The organism is Mesorhizobium sp. P2_C4 (assembly GCF_056404575.1).
Window position 1 is genome coordinate 512,948 of the sequence record NZ_JBFUDT010000001.1, and the last position, 19,147, is coordinate 532,094.

Consider the following 19,147-nt stretch of genomic DNA (forward strand, 5'->3'; position numbering starts at 1 on the left):
ACGATGGCACGTGCAGTCACCACCCAACATAAGGTCATTGCGACCGCGGCCGCCTGGATCGTCGCGCTGCTGATCTTCTTCCCGATCCTTTATACGATCATCACTTCGTTCAAGTCGGAGCAGGAGGCCATCCAGGGCTTCGCGCTGATCCCGTCGGGGACCTTTGAGAGCTACTCCGAGGTCCAGGCGCAGAGTGGTTACTTCAAGTTCTTCCTCAACTCGGTGCTGCTCTCGGTCGGCTCGACCATTCTGGCGCTGATCGTTGCGGTTCCGGCGGCGTGGTCGATGGCCTTCTCGCCGGGCAAGTGGACCAAGGACATCCTGATGTGGATGCTCTCCACCAAGATGATGCCGGCGGTTGCCGTGCTGTTCCCGATCTATCTGATCTTCCGCGATACCGGACTGCTCGACAGCCGCATCGGTCTGATGGTCATGTTGATGCTGATCAACCTGCCGATCGTGGTGTGGATGCTCTACACCTATTTCCGCGAGATCCCGGGCGAGATCCTCGAAGCGGCGCGCATGGACGGCGCCACGCTGTGGGGCGAGATCGCCTATGTGCTGACCCCGATGGCGGTGCCGGGCATCGCTTCGACCATGCTTTTGAACATCATCCTGGCCTGGAACGAAGCATTCTGGACCATCCGCCTGACCACCACCGAAGCAGCACCGCTGACGGCCTTCATCAGTTCGTTCTCCAGCCCGCAAGGCCTGTTCTGGGCCAAGCTCTCGGCAGCCTCGACGCTGGCAATCGCGCCGATCCTGATCATGGGCTGGTTCAGCCAGAAGCAGCTCGTGCGCGGCCTGACATTCGGCGCCGTGAAGTAGCGAACCTTGCCTGAAGCAATCCACCAGAAATAACCCTTCGGGGGAGGAAACCATGGGAAACATCACGCTCAAGAACGTCTCCAAGCACTTCGGATCGACGATCATCATTCCAGGCCTCGACCTGGTTATCGAAAATGGCGAGTTCGTCGTCTTCGTCGGCCCGTCGGGTTGCGGCAAGTCCACGCTGCTGCGCCTCATCGCTGGTCTCGAGGACACCAGCGGCGGCACCATCAACATCGATGGCCGCGACGTCACCGGCGAGGCGCCGGCCAAGCGCAAGCTGGCCATGGTGTTCCAGTCCTACGCCCTTTATCCGCATATGACGGTGGCCAAGAACATCGGCTTCCCCTTGAAGATGGCCGGCGAGGATGTGGCGACCATCGACAAGAAGGTGAAGGACGCCGCGCGCGTCTTGAACCTCACCAACTACCTCGAACGCCGCCCCGGCCAGCTCTCCGGCGGCCAGCGCCAGCGCGTCGCCATCGGCCGCGCCATCGTGCGCCAGCCCTCAGCCTTCCTGTTCGACGAGCCGTTGTCCAACCTTGACGCGGCACTTCGCGGCACCATGCGGCTCGAGATCAGCGAGCTGCACCATCAGCTCAAGACGACGATGATCTACGTCACCCACGACCAGATCGAGGCCATGACCATGGCCGACAAGATCGTCGTGCTCAACGCCGGCAACATCGAGCAGGTCGGCTCGCCGATGGAACTCTACAAGTCGCCGAAGAACCTGTTTGTCGCCGGCTTCATCGGCTCGCCGAAGATGAACCTGATCGAGGGCGCGCCGGCCGCAAAATACAGCGCCAAGACCATCGGCATCCGTCCCGAGCACATGAACATCTCAACGACGGCGGGCGAATGGAAAGCCGTTGTCGGCGTCGCCGAACATCTCGGCTCCGACACGTTCTTGCACGTCCAGGCCGACGGCGTCGGTCCGCTGACCGTGCGTGCCGACGGCGAAATGGCCGTCCGCCACGGCGACACCATCTATCTATCGCCCGACAAGGTCCGGATGCATCGCTTCGGCGCCGACGGAAAGGCGATGGCGCAGTGAGGCTGAAAGGCAAATCGGCGCTGGTCACCGGATCGGCACGTGGCATCGGCAAAGCCTTCGCCGAAGCCTATGTGCGTGAGGGTGCGACCGTCGCCATTGCCGATATCAATCTGGAGGCTGCCGAAAAGACAGCCTCCGAGATCGGCACCAAGGCCTATGCGGTCAGGCTCGATGTCAGCGACCTCGCTTCGATCGAGGCGGCGGTGAAGGCTGCGGAGACAAAAACCGGCGGCCTCGACATACTGGTCAACAACGCCGCCTTGTTTGACCTGGCGCCGATCGTCGAGATCACCAAAGCGAGCTTCGACAAACTGTTTTCGGTCAACGTCGCCGGCACTTTGTTCATGCTGCAGGCAGCAGCCCGTTCGATGATCGCAAGGGGCAAGGGCGGCAGGATCATCAACATCGCGAGCCAGGCGGGACGGCGCGGCGAGCCGCTGGTCGCCGTCTACTGCGCCACCAAGGCCGCGGTCATTTCGCTCACCCAGTCGGCGGGGCTCGACCTGATCAAGCACCGCATCAACGTCAATGGCATCGCACCGGGCGTCGTCGACAGCGATATGTGGGATGAGGTCGATGCGCTGTTCGCCAAATACGAGAACCGGCCGAAGGGCGAGAAGAAGCGGCTGGTCGGCGAGGGCGTGCCTTACGGCCGCATGGGCAAGCCGGAGGACCTGACCGGCATGGCCGTGTTCCTGGCCAGCGAGGACGCCGAATACATCGTCGCCCAGACCTACAATGTCGATGGCGGCCAGTGGATGAGTTGAGGGGCGAAGGCACTCTTCTCCCCGTCCCTCCACGGGGAGAAGAGGCCCGGATTATGCAGGCCGCAGCCCGGCCAAAGGGTAAAAGCAGATGACCATGAAACTCTCGTCTTCCGTCCTCGCCAAGCTCCCTGCCAAGGTCGCCGGCCCGAAATACGATCGCTCAAAGCTCAAGGCCGGCATCGTGCATTTCGGCGTCGGCAATTTCCACCGCTCGCATCAGGCCGTCTATCTCGACGACCTGTTCAATTCCGGTATCGGCCACGACTGGGCGCTGATCGGCGCCGGCGTCTTCGAGGGCGAGAAGATCGGTCGCGGCAAGCTGCAGGAACAGGACTGGCTGACCACGGTGGTCGAGCAGGACAGTGGCCATATGAGCGCCCGCGTCACCGGTGTTATGATCGACTTCCTGACGCCTGGCGATGCGGCGGCGATCATCGATCAGCTCGCCGATCCGGCGATCAGGATCGTTTCGCTGACCATCACCGAGGGAGGCTATTTCATCGACCCGGCATCGGGCGTGTTCAACCCGACCCACCCCGACATCGTCGCCGATGCGCAACCCGGCGCTGTGCCGAAGACAGTCTTCGGCCTCATCCTTGCCGGGCTGATCCGTCGCCGCGACGACGGCATCGTGCCGTTCACCGTCATGTCCTGCGACAACATTCCCCATAACGGCCATGTCACCTCGGACGGGGTTATCGGCCTGGCGCGGCTGATCGACGAAGACCTGGCAAACTGGGTGAGCGCGAAAGTCGCCTTTCCCAACGGCATGGTCGACCGCATCACGCCGGCAACCAGCGACCGTGAGCGCGCCATCTTGTCCAGCGAATTCGGCCTCGACGACAACTGGCCGGTGTTCTGCGAACCGTTCAAGCAATGGGTGCTGGAGGATCGTTTCACCGACGGCCGGCCGCCGCTGGAAAAGGTCGGCGTGCAGTTCGTAAAAGATGTCGCGCCTTACGAGCTGATGAAGATCCGCATCCTCAATGGCGGTCACGCCACCATCGCCTATCCAGCCGGGCTGATGGACATCCATTTCGTCCATGAAGCGATGCAGGAGCCGCTGGTGCGCGGCTTTCTCGCCAAGCTGGAGCGAGACGAGATCATTCCGACCGTGCCGCCGGTGCCGGATACAGTGCTGGAAGAGTACTACCAGCTGATCGAGCGCCGCTTCTCCAATCCCAAGATCGGCGACACCATCCGCCGGCTTTGCCTCGACGGTTCCAACCGCCAGCCGAAATTCATCATCCCGACCATCGCAGACCGGCTGAAGGCGGGAAAAAGCGTCACGGGTCTGGCGCTGGAATCCGCACTCTGGTGCCGCTACTGCTTCGGCACCACCGACAGCGGCGCCGTCATCGAAGCCAACGACCCGAATTGGGACAGGCTGCAGGCAACCGCCAGGGCGGCGAAGGATGTGCCCGGCGCCTGGCTTGCCATGGAAGACATCTATGGCGATGTCGGCCGCTCGGCAACGTTCGCCGATGCCTTTGCCCATGCGCTCAACGTGCTGTGGGCGAACGGCGCCCGCGCGACGCTGACGCGCTATATCGCCGGCAAGCTCTGAAGCGAAGCAATGACGGCAATGGCGCCTGAGCTGGTCATTTTCGACTGTGACGGCGTGCTGGTCGACAGCGAGGCGCTGTCGGTGGAGGCGTTGCTCGGCATGATCGCGCTCGCCGGCGGGACTGTCAGCGAGGACACCGCCTACGAGCATTTCCTTGGCAAGAGCATGAAGAGCGTCCGCGAAATTTTGGGCCGCGACTTTGGCGTTGAGATCACCGACCAGCATTTGACCGCGATGCGCGTCGAACTGATGCGCAAATTTCGCGAGGAGCTGAAACCGATGCCCGGCATTGCCAAGGTTTTGCCCAGGCTCGGCGTGCCGTTCTGCGTCGCCTCTTCCGGCACGCTGGACCGCATCCGCTATTCGCTCGACATCACCGGTTTGCTTGGACTGCTGGAGCCACATCTGTTCAGCGCTGCCATGGTGGCAAAGGGAAAACCGGCGCCGGATCTTTTTCTCCATGCGGCTGCCAGTATGCGTGCCCATCCGCGGCAATGCGTCGTCGTCGAGGACAGCCCGGCCGGCATTGCGGCGGCGCGGGCGGCGGGCATGCGCGTGCTTGCCTTCACCGGCGGCACCCATGCCGGCAACCCGGCGCTGAAAGCGCGGCTTGCGTCGAGTGAACCGGACTTTATATTCGCTGACATGCTGCAATTGCCCGATCTGATTGCAGGCCTGGGAGCGAGAGTAAAAGCATCTTGACGAAAAGCTTCGTTTGCGCGGTCGATGTCGGCACCGGGAGCGCCCGTGCGGGCATTCTCGACACCAAAGGCACCTTGCTTGGCCGCGCCGAGCACCCGATTGTCATGAACCAGCCGAAGGCTGATCACGCCGAGCACAATTCCGAGGATATCTGGTCGGCCGTCTGCATCGCCGTGCGCGCCGCCCGCGAAAAGGCGGGGGTCGCGGCGCAGGATATCGTTGGCATCTCCTTCGACGCCACCTGCTCGCTGGTGGTGCGCGGCAGGGATGGCGGTCAGCTCAGCGTGTCGGTGTCAGGCGAAAAGCGCTGGGACACCATCGTCTGGCTCGACCACCGCGCCATTGCCGAGGCTGATGAGTGCACCGAAAGCGGCCATGCCGTGCTCGACTATATCGGCGGCGTCATGTCGCCGGAGATGGTGACGCCGAAGCTGATGTGGCTGAAGCGGAAGCTGCCGGGAACATGGAATGAAGCCAGCTATCTATTCGACCTCACCGACTTCCTGACCTGGAAGGCGAGCGGCTCGCTGGCCCGCTCGCAGTGCACGCTGACCGCCAAATGGACCTATCTGGCGCATGAGCAAACCGGCTGGCGGCGCGACTTTTTCGAAACCGTCGGCCTCGGCGATCTTTTCGAACATGGCAATCTGCCGGAGACGGCGAGCCCGGTCGGCGCCGATATCGGGGCGCTGAACGCACAAGCCGCCGCTCAGCTCGGTCTGACGGAGCAATGTCGGGTCGGCGCCGGCGTGATCGACGCCTATGCCGGCGCACTCGGCGTGCTCGGTGGCTTCGCCGGTGACGAGAGCAATATCGGCCGGCATCTGGCGCTGATCGCCGGTACGTCGAGCTGCGTCATGGCGATGTCGCCGGACCCGCAGCCCTTCGCCGGCGTCTGGGGGCCGTACTACGGCGCAGCCTTGCCGAAGCTGTGGCTCTCGGAAGGCGGCCAGTCGGCCACCGGCGCCTTGCTCGACCACATCATCCGCTGGCATGGCGCCGGCGGCGAGCCGGACGCGGCGATGCATGCCAGGATCGCCCGCCGCGTCGCCGAATTGCGCACCGCGGAGGGCGACAATCTCGCCGCAAGGCTGCATGTGCTGCCGGATTTCCACGGCAACCGTTCGCCGCTTGCCGACCCGCATGCCGTCGGCGTCGTCAGCGGGCTGACGCTGGATGCGTCCTTCGACAGCCTGTGCAAGCTCTATTGGCGCACCGCCGTCGGCATCGCGCTTGGCGTGCGGCATGTGCTGGAGGCGCTGAACGAAAACGGCTATCTGATCGACACGCTGCATGTCACCGGCGGCCACACCAAGAACCCGCTTTTGATGGAGCTCTATGCCGACGCCACCGGCTGCACGGTCATCGAGCCGCTGGCCGACGAGGCGGTGCTGCTTGGCACCGGTATGGTTGCTGCTACCGCCGCTGGGCTGTTCCCGGATCTGAACGCCGCTTGTGTCGCCATGCAGCAGGGCGGCAAGAAGCGGCCGTCAAACCCGGCCTCAGCGGGGCGCTTCGACCGCGACTACAAGGTGTTCCTCGAAATGCACCGGCAGCGGCAGGTGCTGGACGCCATCAGATAGGCAGGCTGCTTTTGCCGTCCTGCCGTCTCAGCAGGGACACGCCCGATTTCGCATCGAACAGGTGCAGGCTCTGTTCGTCGATCGTGTAGCGGACATCGCTGCGCAGGACCGGGCACTCGCGGGTCGACACCAGCGCGCTGATCTCCTTGCCGCCGAAACCGAAGATCACCAGCGCATCGTTGCCATGAAACTCGATGAGATCGGCCGTACCCTGCAGAAGATTTCCGGTTGCTTCAGGACCTGCGGTCTTCAAATCCGGCGGCCTGATCCCCAGCACCGCGCGGTCGACGCCTTGCAGATCGAAGCGCGAGCCGTCGATGGCAAATACGGTTTCCGCGCTGGTCAGCGTCCAGCCGTTCCCTTTCCGGCCAACCGCTACGTCGATGAAGTTCATGTTCGGTGTTCCGATGAACCCGGCCACGAACAAATTGCCGGGCCGCTCATAGATCTCCGCCGGCGAGCCGATCTGCTCGATCCTGCCGTCCCGCAACAACACGATGCGGTCGGCGAGCGTCATAGCCTCCAACTGGTCGTGGGTGACGTAGACGGTCGTCGTCTTCAATGACTGGTGCAGCCGGGCGATTTCGATGCGCATATGGTTGCGCAATTTGGCATCGAGATTGGACAGCGGCTCGTCGAACAAAAACACTTTTGGGGTCTTGATCATGGCGCGTGCAATGGCGACGCGCTGTTGCTGGCCGCCGGACAGTTCGGCCGGCTTTCGGCCGAGATAGGGCTCGAGGCCGAGCGTCTTTGAAACCGCCTCGACGCGCAGCTGGATCTCGGCCTTCGCCACCTTCTGCCGCTTCAGGCCGAAGGCGATGTTGTCGAAGATCGTCATATGCGGATAGAGCGCATAATTCTGGAACACCATGGCGATGCCGCGGTCGCCGGGGTCGAGATCGTTGACCACCTTGCCGCCGATCGAGACTTCGCCGCCGCTGATGTCCTCCAGCCCGGCCAGCATGCGCAGCAAGGTCGACTTGCCACAGCCGGAGGGGCCGAGGAACACCACGAATTCGTGGTCCTCGATGCTGAGGTTCAGATCACGGATGACGGTGGTGGCGCCATAGGATTTGTCGACATGCGAACAGACAATCGCGGACATGGTCGTCTCAGCCCTTCTCGCCGGAAAGCAGGATCTGCAGCTTGACGTCTTCCGGCCTGCCTGCAGCTGCCCGCTCGAACGCCTCGATACTGTCTGAGAAAGCATAGGTGCCGGTGATCAGGGGATTGAGATCGACTTTTCCGGAGGCGATGAGCTGCAGCGCGCGGTCGAAAATGTTGGCGTAGCGGAACACCGTCTCGATGCGCACTTCCTTGGAAATCGCCGCCGGAACGTTCAGGCTCACCGGCTCCACCGGCAGCCCGACGAGCACCACCGCGCCGCCGGGACGCACGATTTCGAACAGATTGGCGAACGCCTTCGGGTGGCCGCTGGCCTCGAACACGATGTCGGCGCCCCAATTGTCGGTCGCAGTTGCAACCGCATCGACCAGCGACCGCTCGCCGACATTGACCGGGACGATGCCCGGATAGCGAGCTGCGATTTCGAGCTTAGGGGCGGAGAAATCGGAAATCAGCACTTTTGAGCAACCGCCGGCGAGCGCCGCCAGCGCGATCATGATGCCGATCGGGCCGCAACCGACGACGACTGCGACATCGCCCGGAACGATGCGGGCGCGGGCCGCCGCCTGCATGCCGATGGCAAAGGGTTCGACCATCGCGCCTTCGGCAAACGAGACATTGTCCGGCAGCCTGTATGTGAACGCGGCCGGGTGGACCGCATAAGGCGCCAGCACGCCATGCACCGGCGGCGTCGCCCAGAAGGAAACGTCCGGGTCGACATTGTAGATGCCGAGCTTGGTCGCCCGCGACGACATGTTCGGCACGCCCGGCTCCATGCAGACGCGGTCGCCGACCTTCAGCGTCCTGACATTGGCGCCGACCTCGACGATTATCCCCGAGGCTTCGTGGCCCAGCACCATCGGCGCGCGCACGACATAGCTGCCGATGGCGCCGTGGGTGTAATAGTGCACGTCGCTGCCGCAGACGCCGACCGTGTGGATGGCTATTTTGACATCGTCCGGCCCGACATCGAGCGGCAACGCAATCTCGCGCAGCGCCAGTTCGCCTTTTTTCTCAAGTACCAAAGCCCGCATCGGGTCGTCCTCACTTCAGGTCTTTTTTTGCCGGAAAACGGAATTCAGGAAGCCACTGAGCACACCGAGAAACAGCAGCGGCGGCAGTGACAAAAGCACGACCGAGGCGTTCAGGATGCCCCACGGCACGTTCATGCCTTGCTGCGACAGTTCCGAGGCGACGATCGGCAAGGTCTTGGCGTTGGAACTGGATAGCATCAGCGCGATCAGGAACTCGTTCCAGACCAGCACGAAGCTGAAGGCGACGGCACCGATCAGCGAGCGCGCCGCGACCGGCAAAGCGATCTTCCAGAACACCGAATAGGCGCCATAGCCATCGACAAAGGCGGCTTCCTCGACCTCCTTCGGCACGGCCTGGAAGGCGGGAATGGCCAGCCACATGATCACCGAGATGGTGAGCAGGCAATAGGTGACGATCAGCGCCGCCAGCGTGTCGTAGAGGCCGATCTGCAGCCAGATCACCATCAGCGGGATGGCGACCGCCACCGGCGGCAAGAAGCGCAGCGACAGCACGAAGAACTGGATGTCGCCGGCCCAGCGGTTGGGGTAGCGCGCCACCGCGTAAGCCGCCGGCAGGCCGAGCACCACGCCGATCAGCACCGCGACGCCACAGGCGATCACCGAATTGTGCAGCCCGGTCATGACGCTGTCGCGGCCGAGAATATAGCTGATGTTGGCCAGCGTCGGCGTGAACACGAGACGTGGGACGCGGGTGATGATGTCGACATTGTTCTTCAGCGAATTGAGCGCTGTCCACAATAGCGGAAACACCGCCATGAAGCCGGCAAAGGCCAGGATGGCTTTGGCGATCAGGCGGCCCGGTTTCATGCGGTATGATCTCATGCCTGCACCCGCTTCCACAGCGCCGTGAAGGTGATGACGGTGGCGATCATCATCAGTACGGCCATCGCCGAGGCGTAGGACACCTTGCCGGATTCGATGAAGCCTTGCGAGAACGCGTACATGTCGAGCGTTTCGGTGGCGACGCCCGGCCCGCCGCGGGTCATCACATAGATCAGGTCGAAGGAGCGCAGCGACTCGATCATCTTGACGAACATCAGGCTGATCAGCGGCGCCTTCAGCATCGGCAAGGTCACATAGGCATGGATCTGCCAGAGCCTGGCGTGGTCGAGCCGTGCGGCCTCTATCGGCTGCGGCGGCAGCGTTTCCAAAAGCTTCAGCACGATGACGGCGAAGAACAGCCCCCATTGCCAGACATCGACCGAGGCGACGGCGAACAGCGCCGTCGACGGCTTGGACAGCGGATCGAAGATCAGCCCACCGGTCAGCAGCCTGTAGGGGTAGGTGGCGATGCCATAGAGCGGGTGATAGGCGAATTTCCAGACGAAGGCGGCGGAGACGCGCGGCAGCAACACCGGGATGATGAACAGCAGGCAGTAGATGTTGCGCAGGCGCGGCGACGCCACTTCAAACATCAGCACGCCGAGGCCAATGGCCACCACCATCGTCGCGACAACGGTGACGATTTCCCATTTCACCGACACCCAGACGGCGTTGAGAAAGCGGCGGTCGAAGAACAGGTCGTAAAAGTTCGAGAACCAGACATAGGAATAGGTCGCCGAACTCAGCTCGCGGTTCTGCAAGGCGATGACGATCGCATACAGCGTCGGCACCATCGACAGCACCAAAAGGATGGCGAGCGTCGGAACGACAAAGGTGACCGGCAGGGATGAACGTCGCGGCATTGGTGGCTATCTCGCGTGTCTCGAACGCTTGGCATGCAGAGCAGAAATCCTGCGGCGCACAGATCCCGACATTCGCTTGAATGCCGTGGATCGCGCGCCGCAGGCGGGAGGATGGCTTATTTCTTCACCAGCTCGTTGGCGTAGGCTTCAAGCTCGTTGAGGCCGCCCTTGACGTCGGTGCGGGTGCCGGTGACCAGTTCCTCGAGGATGATGCCCCAGCGGTCGCCGAGATCCGGCCAACGCGGGTCCTGCCAGAAGTTGACCGCCGTGACCTTGCCTGTCTCGGCCAGCGCCTGGCCGAGGTCGGCGCCGTAGATGTCGGCGAATTCCTTGCTGGACAGGATGCTGGTGCGGTTGAGCTCACCGAACTGATGCGCGTCGAGCCGGCGCTTCTCGTTTTCCTTCGACGTTGCCCAGGCAATGAACAGCCCGGCGCATTTCTTGGAGGCGTCGTCGGCATTGGCTTTTGCCGCGATGGCCAGGCCATGGCCATAGCCGCCGCCGGTCAGCGGCGCCGGCGGCGGCAAGAAGCCGACCTTGCCGACCACTTGCGAGGTCTTCGGATCGACCGACATGCCTGACAGCGGCGTCGATTCGACGAGGATGGCGACCTGGCCCGACAGGAAGGCGCCAGTCGATTCATCCCAGCTGCCAGTCTGCGTGCCGGGTGCCGAATCCTTGAACAGCTGCAGATAGGTCTCCGTTGCCTTGACCGCGGCATCCGAATTGAAAGCCGGCTTGTCGCCGTCGAACCATTTTCCGCCATAGGCCTTGAAGAACGGCATCCAGCGCCAGACATTGGCGCCCGAGCCGCGCGCGCCGCGCAGCGCGATGCCGTACATGCCCTTGTCCGGATTGGTCAGCTTCGGCACGGCGGCGATCAGTTCGTCCAGCGTCTTCGGCGGCTGGATGCCGGCGGCTTCCAGCACGTCCTTGCGATAGACCATCAGGTCGCCGCCGCCGGTCAGCGGCGCGAACCAGACCTTGCCGTCATAGGTGGCGACTTTCTGGCGGCCCGGATCGAAATCGACGTAGTCGTAGTCAGCCGGATAATAATCGGTCAGCGGCACGATCCATTTCGACGAGGCAAACAGCGCGACGTTGGCCTCATCGACATAGTAGACGTTGTAATTGCCGACGGTGGATGCATCGGCGCGCGATTTGGCCCGGCGGTCGTTTTCGTTGAGATAGTCGATCTGGAAGCTGGCGCCGGCGAGCTTCTGGAACTCGTCCTTCGAGTCCTCCAGCAGCGTCAGGCCGTCACGTGGCTGCGCCAACACCTTGACCGGCGCCGAGCAGACCGGCGCCTGCGCCAGGGCCACGGTGGATACGGTAGCGGAAAGCATGAAAGCTGCGCTCAAGCTCGCAGCGAGCCGAATTGGTTGCATGATCTTTTCTCCTCCAGGAACACTTCGCAGGAAGCGCAAGTCCTCGGGTTGTGCGATCCTCACCATCGCCCGAGCGACAAGCCACCCATCGCCAAAATGCGGAGTTGTGGCGGGCCATGCTAGAAGCCCCGGTGCAGTTGACCTGTACTTTTATGCATTGTGCAGCGCAAAAACCGGCGCAGACTTGCAGACCCCGTCACACAAGTATTGGTTGAGTCTGAAGCGGTGGTTTTGAGGGCGCTTAAGCCCGCATTGTCAGCCGCTGCCGCGACAGCCGACGATAGGATGACGGCGTCATCTTGTGCTTGCGCATGAAGGCCCGGTTGAAGTTCGAGATGTTCATGTAGCCGACCTGGAAACAGATGTCGGTGATGGCAATATCGGTATCCGCCAAGAGCTTGCAGGCTTGCCAGAGCCGGAGCTTGGCAAGGTGGTCGCTGAAGCTGTTGCCGGTGTTCTTCTGGAAGAAACGCGAAAACGTGCTTTCGCTCATCCCGGCCAGTTCCGCCACTTCCGGCAGCTTCAAATCTTCGGCGAAATGCTGGAACAGGTAGGTCAGCGTACGCTGGACGATGTCGAGCGAAACGGCATCGAGAACCGGCGAGAAATCCGGCGACGACAACAACTCATACTCGTCGGTCCTGGCCAGCAGGTCCACCAGTTCGAGGAACAGGCAGAGTCGGGCGAGCCCATGCACCTTGCCCATCCCTTCCATCATCTCGGCGCCTTTCAGCGCCGTATCGCCATGGAAGACGATGCCGCGCAGCGACCGCTCCAGAAACGGTTCGAGTTCGCGCAGTTCCGGCAGCAGGCCGGCCGATCCGCGCAGCCTTTGCGCATCGAACTGCAGGACGATGTCACGGCCCTCGATCAGTTCGCCGGGCTGTACCGCCGTGACCCAGTCATGCGGCAGGCCGCCGCCGACGATGGAGAGATAGCCCGGGCCGAATTCGCCGATATGATCGCCGACCAGCGCAACGCCGGAGGATTTGCGCAGCAGGTGGATTTCGTATTCCGGGTGGAAATTCCAGACGTTGCGCTCCCACGGATAGTCATCGAGCCGCCACAGGAAACTGTCGCTCGCCTCGGTGACGATGTGCTCGAAGGACGGCGCTGTCCGCGGGATCGCGGCCGGGTTTTTTCGCTGTCGGAACTGCATCCAAACCTCCCGGCACTGCGTCGGCTGCCGATACTCCAGGCAATCCGTAGCAGCCCCGGGCCTGCAAGTGAACGAGGCGCCGGCGGCTTCCGGCTTGCTGCTGGCTCAATCGCTCACCATCCCTCCTCCCTTGCCTTCGTCTAGGGTTTCGTTCAAAACACCGCCCAAACGCCGCGAAACCGAAGGTTTTGCTGTTTGAAATGCGGCTTCCGGCCTTTGCCGACGTGCCGTACCTGGAAAGAGCGGAAAATGTCTGCGATCGAAGCCGGTGCTCGCGCACCGGAAAATCTTTGGCGTCAGGAAATCAGGGCGACGCTGGCGCTCGCCTGGCCGATGGTGCTGACCAATCTCGGCCAGACCGCGATGACCGCGACCGACGTCATGATGATGGGGCGGCTGGGACCGGACACGCTGGCCAGCGGCGCGCTGGGCGCCAACCTCTATTTCATGCCGCTGATCTTCGGGCTCGGCCTGATGCTGGCGACATCGCCGATGATGGCGACCGAGCTTGGCCGCCGCCGCCATTCGGTGCGCGACCTGCGCCGCACCGTGCGCCAGGGCCTGTGGCTGGCGATCCTGATCAGCATCCCGATCTGGTTCGCACTTTGGCATGGCGAGAGCGTGCTTTTGGCCATGGGCCAGGAACCGGCATTGGCGCATCAGGCCGGCATCTACCTGCGCTGGCTGGAATGGGCGGTGCTGCCTTTCTACGGCTATATCGTGCTGCGCTCGTTCATCTCGGCGCTGGAGCGGCCGGGCTGGGCGCTGGTCATCGTGTTCGTCGCCGTCGCCTGCAACGTCTTCTTCAACTGGGTGTTCATGTTCGGCAATCTCGGCGTGCCGTCGATGGGCATTGCCGGCTCCGGCCTCGCCACCACGCTGTCCAGCACGCTGATGTTCGTCGGCTTGGCCGTGGTGGTGATGCTCGAGAAAAGGTTCCGGCGCTATCGCCTGTTCGGACGCTTCTGGCGGGCCGACTGGCCGCGCTTCAAAGGCTTGCTGCGGCTCGGCCTGCCGATCGCCGGCATTCTCGCCTTCGAGGTGACGATCTTCAACGCGGCAGCTCTTCTCATGGGTTTGATCGACGCGGCCTCGCTGGCAGCGCACGCCATCGCCATCCAGATCGCCTCGATCTCCTTCATGGTGCCGCTCGGCCTCAACCAGGCGGTGACGGTGCGCGTCGGGCTTGCCCATGGCGCCGGCAATCCGGAAGGGGTTTCGCGCGCCGGCTGGACCGCCTTTGTCATCGGCGTCTCCTTCATGGCGCTGATGGGGCTGGTGATGATCCTGTGGCCGCATCTCTTGATCAGCGCCTTCATCGATCTCAGCAACCCGGCCAATGCCAGGGTGGTGGCACTTGCCGTGTCGTTCCTGGTGTTTGCCGCCCTGTTCCAGATCTTCGACGGCGCGCAGGCGGTGGCCGCCGGCATGCTGCGCGGCCTGCACGACACCAAGGTGCCGATGATCTATGCCGCGATCGGCTATTGGGGCGTCGGCCTGCCGCTCGGCGTGCTGTTGGCCTTCCGCTTCGGCTTCCATGGCGTCGGCATCTGGATCGGCCTGTCGTCGGGGCTGGCGGTGGTGGCGGCACTGCTGCTGGCGCGCTGGCTGCGCCGCGACCGGATCGTGCCGCGGCTCGCCCTAGGGCATTGAAACGGATGGCCGGCGGTTGCTAAACGGCGCGCCGTGATAGCCATCGAAGGGTTCGCTGAGCGCCACCAGCCGACATTCGTGTTCCGCCAGGCGGACGATCACTACCGATGCAGAGCGGTCGTTCCTCGCAAAGAGCGCTGCCTGAGCCGATTGGTGCTACACTGACAAGCCAGTTAGCGCGACGGACCTGTGTTCGGTGATATGACCAAAGTAACCGCTTTACCCGACAGAGTGGATTTCGACGTGGGCGCCGACGAGACGTTGCTTGAGGCGGCTCTCAGATCGGGCGTACCATTTGCCCACGCATGCGGCGGCAGGGCGAAATGCTCGACATGCCGCGTTTGGGTTCTCGACGGCATTGAGGCTTGCCCGGACCGGAACTCGGACGAAGCCCTGATGGCGAACCGGTTGAGATTGGCCGATGAGGTTCGGCTGGCCTGTCAGCTCAGGCCGGAAGGCGAGCTTCGCGTCCGACGCCTGGTGCTGGACGAAACCGACATGATGATCACCAGCCAGCTTGGCACTTCTGCCGCGACGCGTTGCGGCGAAGCAAGGCATGTTGCGGTCTTCTTCAGCGACATTGTCGATTTCACAGCGCTGTCGGAGCGACTTTCCCCCTACGACGTAATGTATCTGCTCAATCGCTACTTCGCCCAGGTCGGCGACATCATCGAGCAGAATGGCGGCTTCATCGACAAATTGATCGGCGATGGGCTGATGGCAATATTCGGTATCGACGACGAGCCCGACGCTCCGCTCCGCGCCGTGAACGCCGCACTTCAGACCCTCGCCACAGTCGATCGTCTGAAGCCGTTCTTTGCCTCGATGTATGGCATCGATTTCGATATTCGTATCGGCCTCAACTATGGCGAAGCCGTCATCGGCACATTGGGTTTTGCTGGACATGAACGTCTCACGGCCATCGGCGACGTTGTAAATCTGGCCAGCCGGGTCGAGGCCGCCAACAAAGACGCCGGTACGCGATTGCTGATATCCGAGGCCCTCCGCGACCAGATCGCCGACAAGGTAGAAATCGGCGACTTCGTCAGGGTACGCCTTCGCGGCGTCGGCGAGCGCACAAGCCTGTTCGAAATCGTCAGGCTGAAGCCCGAAACTGACGCCAACCTGAATGCCAGGGGGCTTCGCGAAACCATCCGTCAGGGCGGCAGGAGGTGGATTCGCGCTTTCGCCGCCGACGAGCTTCAGCCCTACGAACGCCGGATACTCGATTTTGAAAACTACGACATCGTCGTCGTTCGCGGATCCGACAACTATTGCGCCTTCAACAATGCCTGCCCGCATCTTCATCTGCCGCTCTACGAACGCCGAAGTTCCACTCAAGCCGAAAAGCTGAAACTCCCACACACGGAGAGCACGATCACTGCAGATCTTGGCTTGGTCTGCCGCTGGCATCAGAGTTGTTTTGACCTGCTTACCGGCGAAATCAGGGACTGGGCCAAGTTGGAGCACGACGGTACCAGGGCGGGCATGGAATATTTGGGTGACATTTCGAAAAACCGCACAAAGCTGATCGTTTATCCCTGCCGAAAGCAGGATGGCTTTGTGTGGATCGGGCTCGAGTGAAAGCGACGGTCCGATATTTTTCGTCGCTATTACATTTATCCGGATCGGGTCATTCTCGTCGGTTATGGCCTGTCCGTCCGCGTTTGGTCACGAAGCGATCCCCGACATCTGTGTTCACCGTGGGTGATGCACATCGCAGCGACAGTAAGCACACCTTTGCGCTTGCCTTGAAGGCATCTATTTTGGAAGGTAGTAGCGGCTCGTGGGCATAGAATGTCGGTTCTGCCTTTCTTAAGAATTTACGCGCCGCTCAACGCGGTGCTGGCTGCGCCTGGGTTGTTGGCGGTGGCTGCGCTCACGATGCCGGACATGTCCGGACGAAGCAGACTGGCACTGGCTGCCCTGCTCGCGGTCATCTGGGGCGCCTATCTCCTGCAACTGGCCGCGACGCTGCTCAAGCGCCGGGCGGGAGACGTACAAAACAACACGGCCGAAATCGCCATCGATGTGCTCGCGGTCGTGGTTCCACTCGCGGCATTCCTGCTCGTCGGCACGCCCGACTGGAGCCTCTACTGTGCCGTCTGGCTGCTGAAACCGCTGCGCGACTCGACCTTCTTCCCGGTGCTGGGCAGGGTGCTGGCCAACGAAGCGCGCAACCTGGTCGGTGTCACCACGCTCTTCGGCGTCGTTCTGTTCGGTGTCGCGCTCGCGGGATATGTCATCGAGCGCGGCATCCAACCGGAAAAGTTCGGCAGCATCCCCCAGGCAATGTGGTGGGCGGTGGTCACGCTGTCCACCACCGGCTATGGCGACGAAATTCCGCAAAGCTTCGCCGGCCGCGTCCTCGCCGGGGCGGTCATGATGAGTGGCATCGGCATCTTCGCGCTCTGGGCCGGCATTCTTGCCACCGGCTTCTATCAGGAAGTTCGCCGCGGGGAATTCGTCCGCAACTGGCAGTTGGTCGCCGCCGTGCCGTTGTTTCAGAAGCTCGGCCCGGCCGTGCTGGTCGACATCGTGGCCGCGTTAAGAACTCGCACGGTGCCGGCGGGCGCCGTGATTTGCCGCGTTGGCGAGCCCGGTGACCGGATGTTCTTCGTTGTGGAGGGGCGCGTCACCGTCGCGACGCCGAACCCGGTGGAGCTTGGCCCTGGCGCCTTCTTCGGCGAGATGGCGCTGATCAGCGGCGAACCGCGTATGGCGACCGTCAGCGCCGCAACGGCGGTCTCACTCCTGTCGCTGCACGCGGTGGATTTCCAGATGCTGTGCAGCAGCAGCCCGGAGATCGCGGAAATCATCCGCAAGACCGCGCTCGAACGGCGTAGCGCGGCGCCGACGGCTTGACCGCACTAATTTAGGTGTGCAGTCCCGGACTGTAATGGTGTGTCATCGATCCTGACTCGTCAGGAGGAGGATGCGATGGCAAGGTTGCCAATTGCCTGCCGATGGTGGCCGGCTGGAGCTACATGGTGATGCAGGGAATCAGGCCGTGAGCCGCCACATTTGCACACGACCTGTACCACGCAATTCCGTTTCCGCGAGTGGGTCGCAAGCAAAATCCGGTCCAAGCAGTTTGCGAGTTGCATCCGAAATACGGATTTCATCGGGCTCCGCGGACGTTTGAATACGTGCGGCGAGATTAACGGTGTCGCCCCACAGATCATAGGCAAACCGCCTTTCGCCTATGACGCCCGCGACGATTGGTCCGGAGTGAATTCCCATTCTGAGTCTTAGCGGTTCTCCTGCGAAGCGTTCGAGCTTGACCGCCTTCCGCAGTTCAAGTGCATAGTGCGCAAGGGCTTCTGCATGATCGGATCGCGCGACGGGCAGGCCAGCGACCGCCATCACACAATCGCCGATTGTCTTGATCTTTTCGCAGCCGTATCGTTCCGAGAGCAGATCCGCCGCCTTGAAGAAGTAATTTAACATAGCGAGCGTCGTCTCGGCTCCGACGCTCCGCGCTCGTTGCGTAAAACCGACGATGTCGGCAAAAAGCACACTCACCTCTGCGTGGTTGTCTGCAATTTGTTCCCGCGCTTTTAACCGCTCCGCGATCGACGCCGGAAGAATGTTGAGGAGCAGGGTTTCGGCGCGCTGGTATTCACGCGACAATCCTTCTTGGCTCTTCCTCAACGCCTCGTTCGTCGATTGTAATTTCTCGTTGAGTTGACGCTCCCTCTCTTGCAGGAGCGTCATTTCATAAGCCTTCTGTTGCAGCCGCTGCTTGTTGTCGCGTTCGGCAGTGGCGTCGAGAAAGAGCAGCCACACGAAGGCATCGTCAGCAAAAAGATGAAGGTCCGCGACACGTCCGCTGGGCAGTTCGACCATGGCCATATGATATGGAAGCTCCGGGCAAGGCAGCAAACCCTCCATGAATTCAAGCTGATCGGTAACTGGCTTACCGATACGGAGGGATGAGAGCCCGTAATGTTTAACGTTGCCGCCCTTCGCCGCTATGCAAAGCTGGGCGTCAATTTTCACATATGCGATAGAGTGCTCGTTGTAGAAGAAATTGTAAATCCAGTCACCGACTTGTCTTGGCAATCTATGCATGGTCTATTTAGTGACCATCGAAGCAAGTTGAAGAAACGCATCATCGACATGTTCGCCCGAAAGCGCACTTGTTAGATAGATTTGCCATCCAAATTGCCTCAGCTCGTCAATCTCACTATCCGATATTTCCCACCGATCGGCCAGATCGGATTTGTTGAACAGCAATACAAACGGCATGGCGCCGAATTCGGCCTCGACCCGCTCGCGCAGCGTGAGCGCCGCGGCAAGAGTAGCGGCACGGGTTCCATCGACGACAAGCACGAGCCCGGTCGCACCTCGGACATGGCTGACGCGGAATGAGCCGATATCGTCTTCGCCGGCCAAATCCCACAAAATCAGATCCACGGTTTTGTCCGGAAGTGCGACACTCTTCTTGTCGATTTTCACTCCCACCGTGGTCAAGTAGGTGTCTGAAAAGATGCTTTGCACAAACCTGCGAACCAGGCTCGTCTTTCCGACGGAGAACCCGCCCAACATGCAGATCTTTTTTTGCAACATCTT

The 19,147-nt window shown here is 62.0% G+C and carries 17 protein-coding genes; 9 read left to right on the plus strand and 8 right to left on the minus strand.

Annotated features, from left to right (window positions below; translation table 11 throughout):
- The first annotated feature begins 3 nt into the window (after positions 1-3).
- The 6 genes from AC1DX6_RS02625 to AC1DX6_RS02650 all read left to right on the plus strand — a co-directional run bounded on the left by AC1DX6_RS02625 (position 4) and on the right by AC1DX6_RS02650 (position 6,504).
- A complete protein-coding gene (locus tag AC1DX6_RS02625) occupies positions 4-828 on the plus strand; it encodes a carbohydrate ABC transporter permease (protein ID WP_477310923.1) in 825 nt (274 codons plus the stop codon).
- A gap of 52 nt (positions 829-880) precedes the next feature.
- Positions 881-1,885: an ABC transporter ATP-binding protein gene (locus tag AC1DX6_RS02630; RefSeq protein ID WP_477310925.1), complete on the plus strand. Its 1,005-nt coding sequence runs from the start codon at positions 881-883 to the stop codon at positions 1,883-1,885.
- On the plus strand, positions 1,882-2,652 hold the full coding sequence (locus tag AC1DX6_RS02635; protein ID WP_477310927.1) for an L-iditol 2-dehydrogenase: 771 nt from the start codon (positions 1,882-1,884) through the stop codon (positions 2,650-2,652). Before AC1DX6_RS02630 ends, AC1DX6_RS02635 begins: the two co-directional genes overlap by 4 nt.
- Before the next feature lie 88 nt (positions 2,653-2,740).
- The gene (locus AC1DX6_RS02640) at positions 2,741-4,219 is read left to right on the plus strand and encodes a mannitol dehydrogenase family protein (protein WP_477310929.1); all 1,479 of its coding nucleotides are present in this window, start codon (positions 2,741-2,743) and stop codon (positions 4,217-4,219) included.
- Between the two features lie 18 nt (positions 4,220-4,237).
- Positions 4,238-4,921, plus strand: a complete 684-nt coding sequence (locus AC1DX6_RS02645) for an HAD family hydrolase (RefSeq protein WP_477311885.1) — start codon at positions 4,238-4,240, stop codon at positions 4,919-4,921.
- Positions 4,918-6,504 carry an FGGY-family carbohydrate kinase gene (locus AC1DX6_RS02650; protein ID WP_477310931.1) on the plus strand — a complete coding sequence of 529 codons (1,587 nt, stop codon included), beginning with the start codon at positions 4,918-4,920 and terminating at the stop codon, positions 6,502-6,504. The genes AC1DX6_RS02645 and AC1DX6_RS02650 overlap by 4 nt, the downstream gene beginning before the upstream one ends.
- Here AC1DX6_RS02650 and AC1DX6_RS02655 read toward each other — a convergent pair.
- The 6 genes from AC1DX6_RS02655 to AC1DX6_RS02680 form a co-directional block, all read right to left on the minus strand.
- Positions 6,497-7,612, minus strand: a complete 1,116-nt coding sequence (locus tag AC1DX6_RS02655; protein ID WP_477310933.1) for an ABC transporter ATP-binding protein — start codon at positions 7,610-7,612, stop codon at positions 6,497-6,499. The genes AC1DX6_RS02650 and AC1DX6_RS02655 overlap by 8 nt on opposite strands.
- Positions 7,613-7,619: 7 nt before the next feature.
- Positions 7,620-8,666, minus strand: a complete 1,047-nt coding sequence (locus AC1DX6_RS02660) for an NAD(P)-dependent alcohol dehydrogenase (RefSeq protein WP_477310934.1) — start codon at positions 8,664-8,666, stop codon at positions 7,620-7,622.
- A 15-nt stretch (positions 8,667-8,681) separates the two neighbouring features.
- A complete protein-coding gene (locus AC1DX6_RS02665; protein ID WP_477310936.1) occupies positions 8,682-9,494 on the minus strand; it encodes a carbohydrate ABC transporter permease in 813 nt (270 codons plus the stop codon).
- 11 nt (positions 9,495-9,505) lie between these two features.
- Positions 9,506-10,372 (minus strand): carbohydrate ABC transporter permease, encoded by an 867-nt coding sequence (locus AC1DX6_RS02670; protein WP_477310938.1) that lies wholly within the window; start codon positions 10,370-10,372, stop codon positions 9,506-9,508.
- 116 nt (positions 10,373-10,488) lie between these two features.
- Positions 10,489-11,760: an ABC transporter substrate-binding protein gene (locus tag AC1DX6_RS02675; protein ID WP_477310940.1), complete on the minus strand. Its 1,272-nt coding sequence runs from the start codon at positions 11,758-11,760 to the stop codon at positions 10,489-10,491.
- A gap of 241 nt (positions 11,761-12,001) precedes the next feature.
- Complete coding sequence (locus AC1DX6_RS02680) at positions 12,002-12,919, minus strand: AraC family transcriptional regulator (RefSeq protein ID WP_477310942.1); 918 nt, start codon at positions 12,917-12,919, stop codon at positions 12,002-12,004.
- A gap of 249 nt (positions 12,920-13,168) precedes the next feature.
- On the opposite strand from AC1DX6_RS02680, the gene AC1DX6_RS02685 reads away from it, so the two are divergent.
- The 3 genes from AC1DX6_RS02685 to AC1DX6_RS02695 all read left to right on the plus strand — a co-directional run bounded on the left by AC1DX6_RS02685 (position 13,169) and on the right by AC1DX6_RS02695 (position 17,437).
- Positions 13,169-14,572, plus strand: a complete 1,404-nt coding sequence (locus tag AC1DX6_RS02685; protein ID WP_477310944.1) for an MATE family efflux transporter — start codon at positions 13,169-13,171, stop codon at positions 14,570-14,572.
- Positions 14,573-14,773: 201 nt separating this feature from the next.
- Positions 14,774-16,156: an adenylate/guanylate cyclase domain-containing protein gene (locus AC1DX6_RS02690; protein ID WP_477310946.1), complete on the plus strand. Its 1,383-nt coding sequence runs from the start codon at positions 14,774-14,776 to the stop codon at positions 16,154-16,156.
- A gap of 213 nt (positions 16,157-16,369) precedes the next feature.
- Entirely contained in the window at positions 16,370-17,437 is a 1,068-nt protein-coding gene (locus tag AC1DX6_RS02695) for a cyclic nucleotide-gated potassium channel (protein ID WP_477310948.1), read from the plus strand.
- 138 nt (positions 17,438-17,575) lie between these two features.
- On the opposite strand, the gene AC1DX6_RS02700 is transcribed toward AC1DX6_RS02695, so the two are convergent.
- A complete protein-coding gene (locus tag AC1DX6_RS02700; RefSeq protein ID WP_477310950.1) occupies positions 17,576-18,646 on the minus strand; it encodes an adenylate/guanylate cyclase domain-containing protein in 1,071 nt (356 codons plus the stop codon).
- Positions 18,647-18,649: 3 nt separating this feature from the next.
- On the minus strand, positions 18,650-19,144 hold the full coding sequence (locus AC1DX6_RS02705; RefSeq protein WP_477310952.1) for a Rab family GTPase: 495 nt from the start codon (positions 19,142-19,144) through the stop codon (positions 18,650-18,652).
- Positions 19,145-19,147: the final 3 nt, after the last annotated feature.

Coding starts and splice junctions, on each gene's coding strand:
- AC1DX6_RS02705 (WP_477310952.1), bottom strand. CDS start 19,144: ATGTTGCAAAAAAAGATCTGCATGTTGGGCGGGTTCTCCGTCGGAAAG.
- AC1DX6_RS02670 (WP_477310938.1), bottom strand. CDS start 10,372: ATGCCGCGACGTTCATCCCTGCCGGTCACCTTTGTCGTTCCGACGCTC.
- AC1DX6_RS02660 (WP_477310934.1), bottom strand. CDS start 8,666: ATGCGGGCTTTGGTACTTGAGAAAAAAGGCGAACTGGCGCTGCGCGAG.
- AC1DX6_RS02630 (WP_477310925.1), top strand. CDS start 881: ATGGGAAACATCACGCTCAAGAACGTCTCCAAGCACTTCGGATCGACG.
- AC1DX6_RS02645 (WP_477311885.1), top strand. CDS start 4,238: ATGGCGCCTGAGCTGGTCATTTTCGACTGTGACGGCGTGCTGGTCGAC.
- AC1DX6_RS02685 (WP_477310944.1), top strand. CDS start 13,169: ATGTCTGCGATCGAAGCCGGTGCTCGCGCACCGGAAAATCTTTGGCGT.
- AC1DX6_RS02665 (WP_477310936.1), bottom strand. CDS start 9,494: ATGAAACCGGGCCGCCTGATCGCCAAAGCCATCCTGGCCTTTGCCGGC.
- AC1DX6_RS02690 (WP_477310946.1), top strand. CDS start 14,774: ATGACCAAAGTAACCGCTTTACCCGACAGAGTGGATTTCGACGTGGGC.
- AC1DX6_RS02675 (WP_477310940.1), bottom strand. CDS start 11,760: ATGCAACCAATTCGGCTCGCTGCGAGCTTGAGCGCAGCTTTCATGCTT.
- AC1DX6_RS02695 (WP_477310948.1), top strand. CDS start 16,370: ATGTCGGTTCTGCCTTTCTTAAGAATTTACGCGCCGCTCAACGCGGTG.
- AC1DX6_RS02640 (WP_477310929.1), top strand. CDS start 2,741: ATGACCATGAAACTCTCGTCTTCCGTCCTCGCCAAGCTCCCTGCCAAG.
- AC1DX6_RS02680 (WP_477310942.1), bottom strand. CDS start 12,919: ATGCAGTTCCGACAGCGAAAAAACCCGGCCGCGATCCCGCGGACAGCG.
- AC1DX6_RS02655 (WP_477310933.1), bottom strand. CDS start 7,612: ATGTCCGCGATTGTCTGTTCGCATGTCGACAAATCCTATGGCGCCACC.
- AC1DX6_RS02700 (WP_477310950.1), bottom strand. CDS start 18,646: ATGCATAGATTGCCAAGACAAGTCGGTGACTGGATTTACAATTTCTTC.
- AC1DX6_RS02625 (WP_477310923.1), top strand. CDS start 4: ATGGCACGTGCAGTCACCACCCAACATAAGGTCATTGCGACCGCGGCC.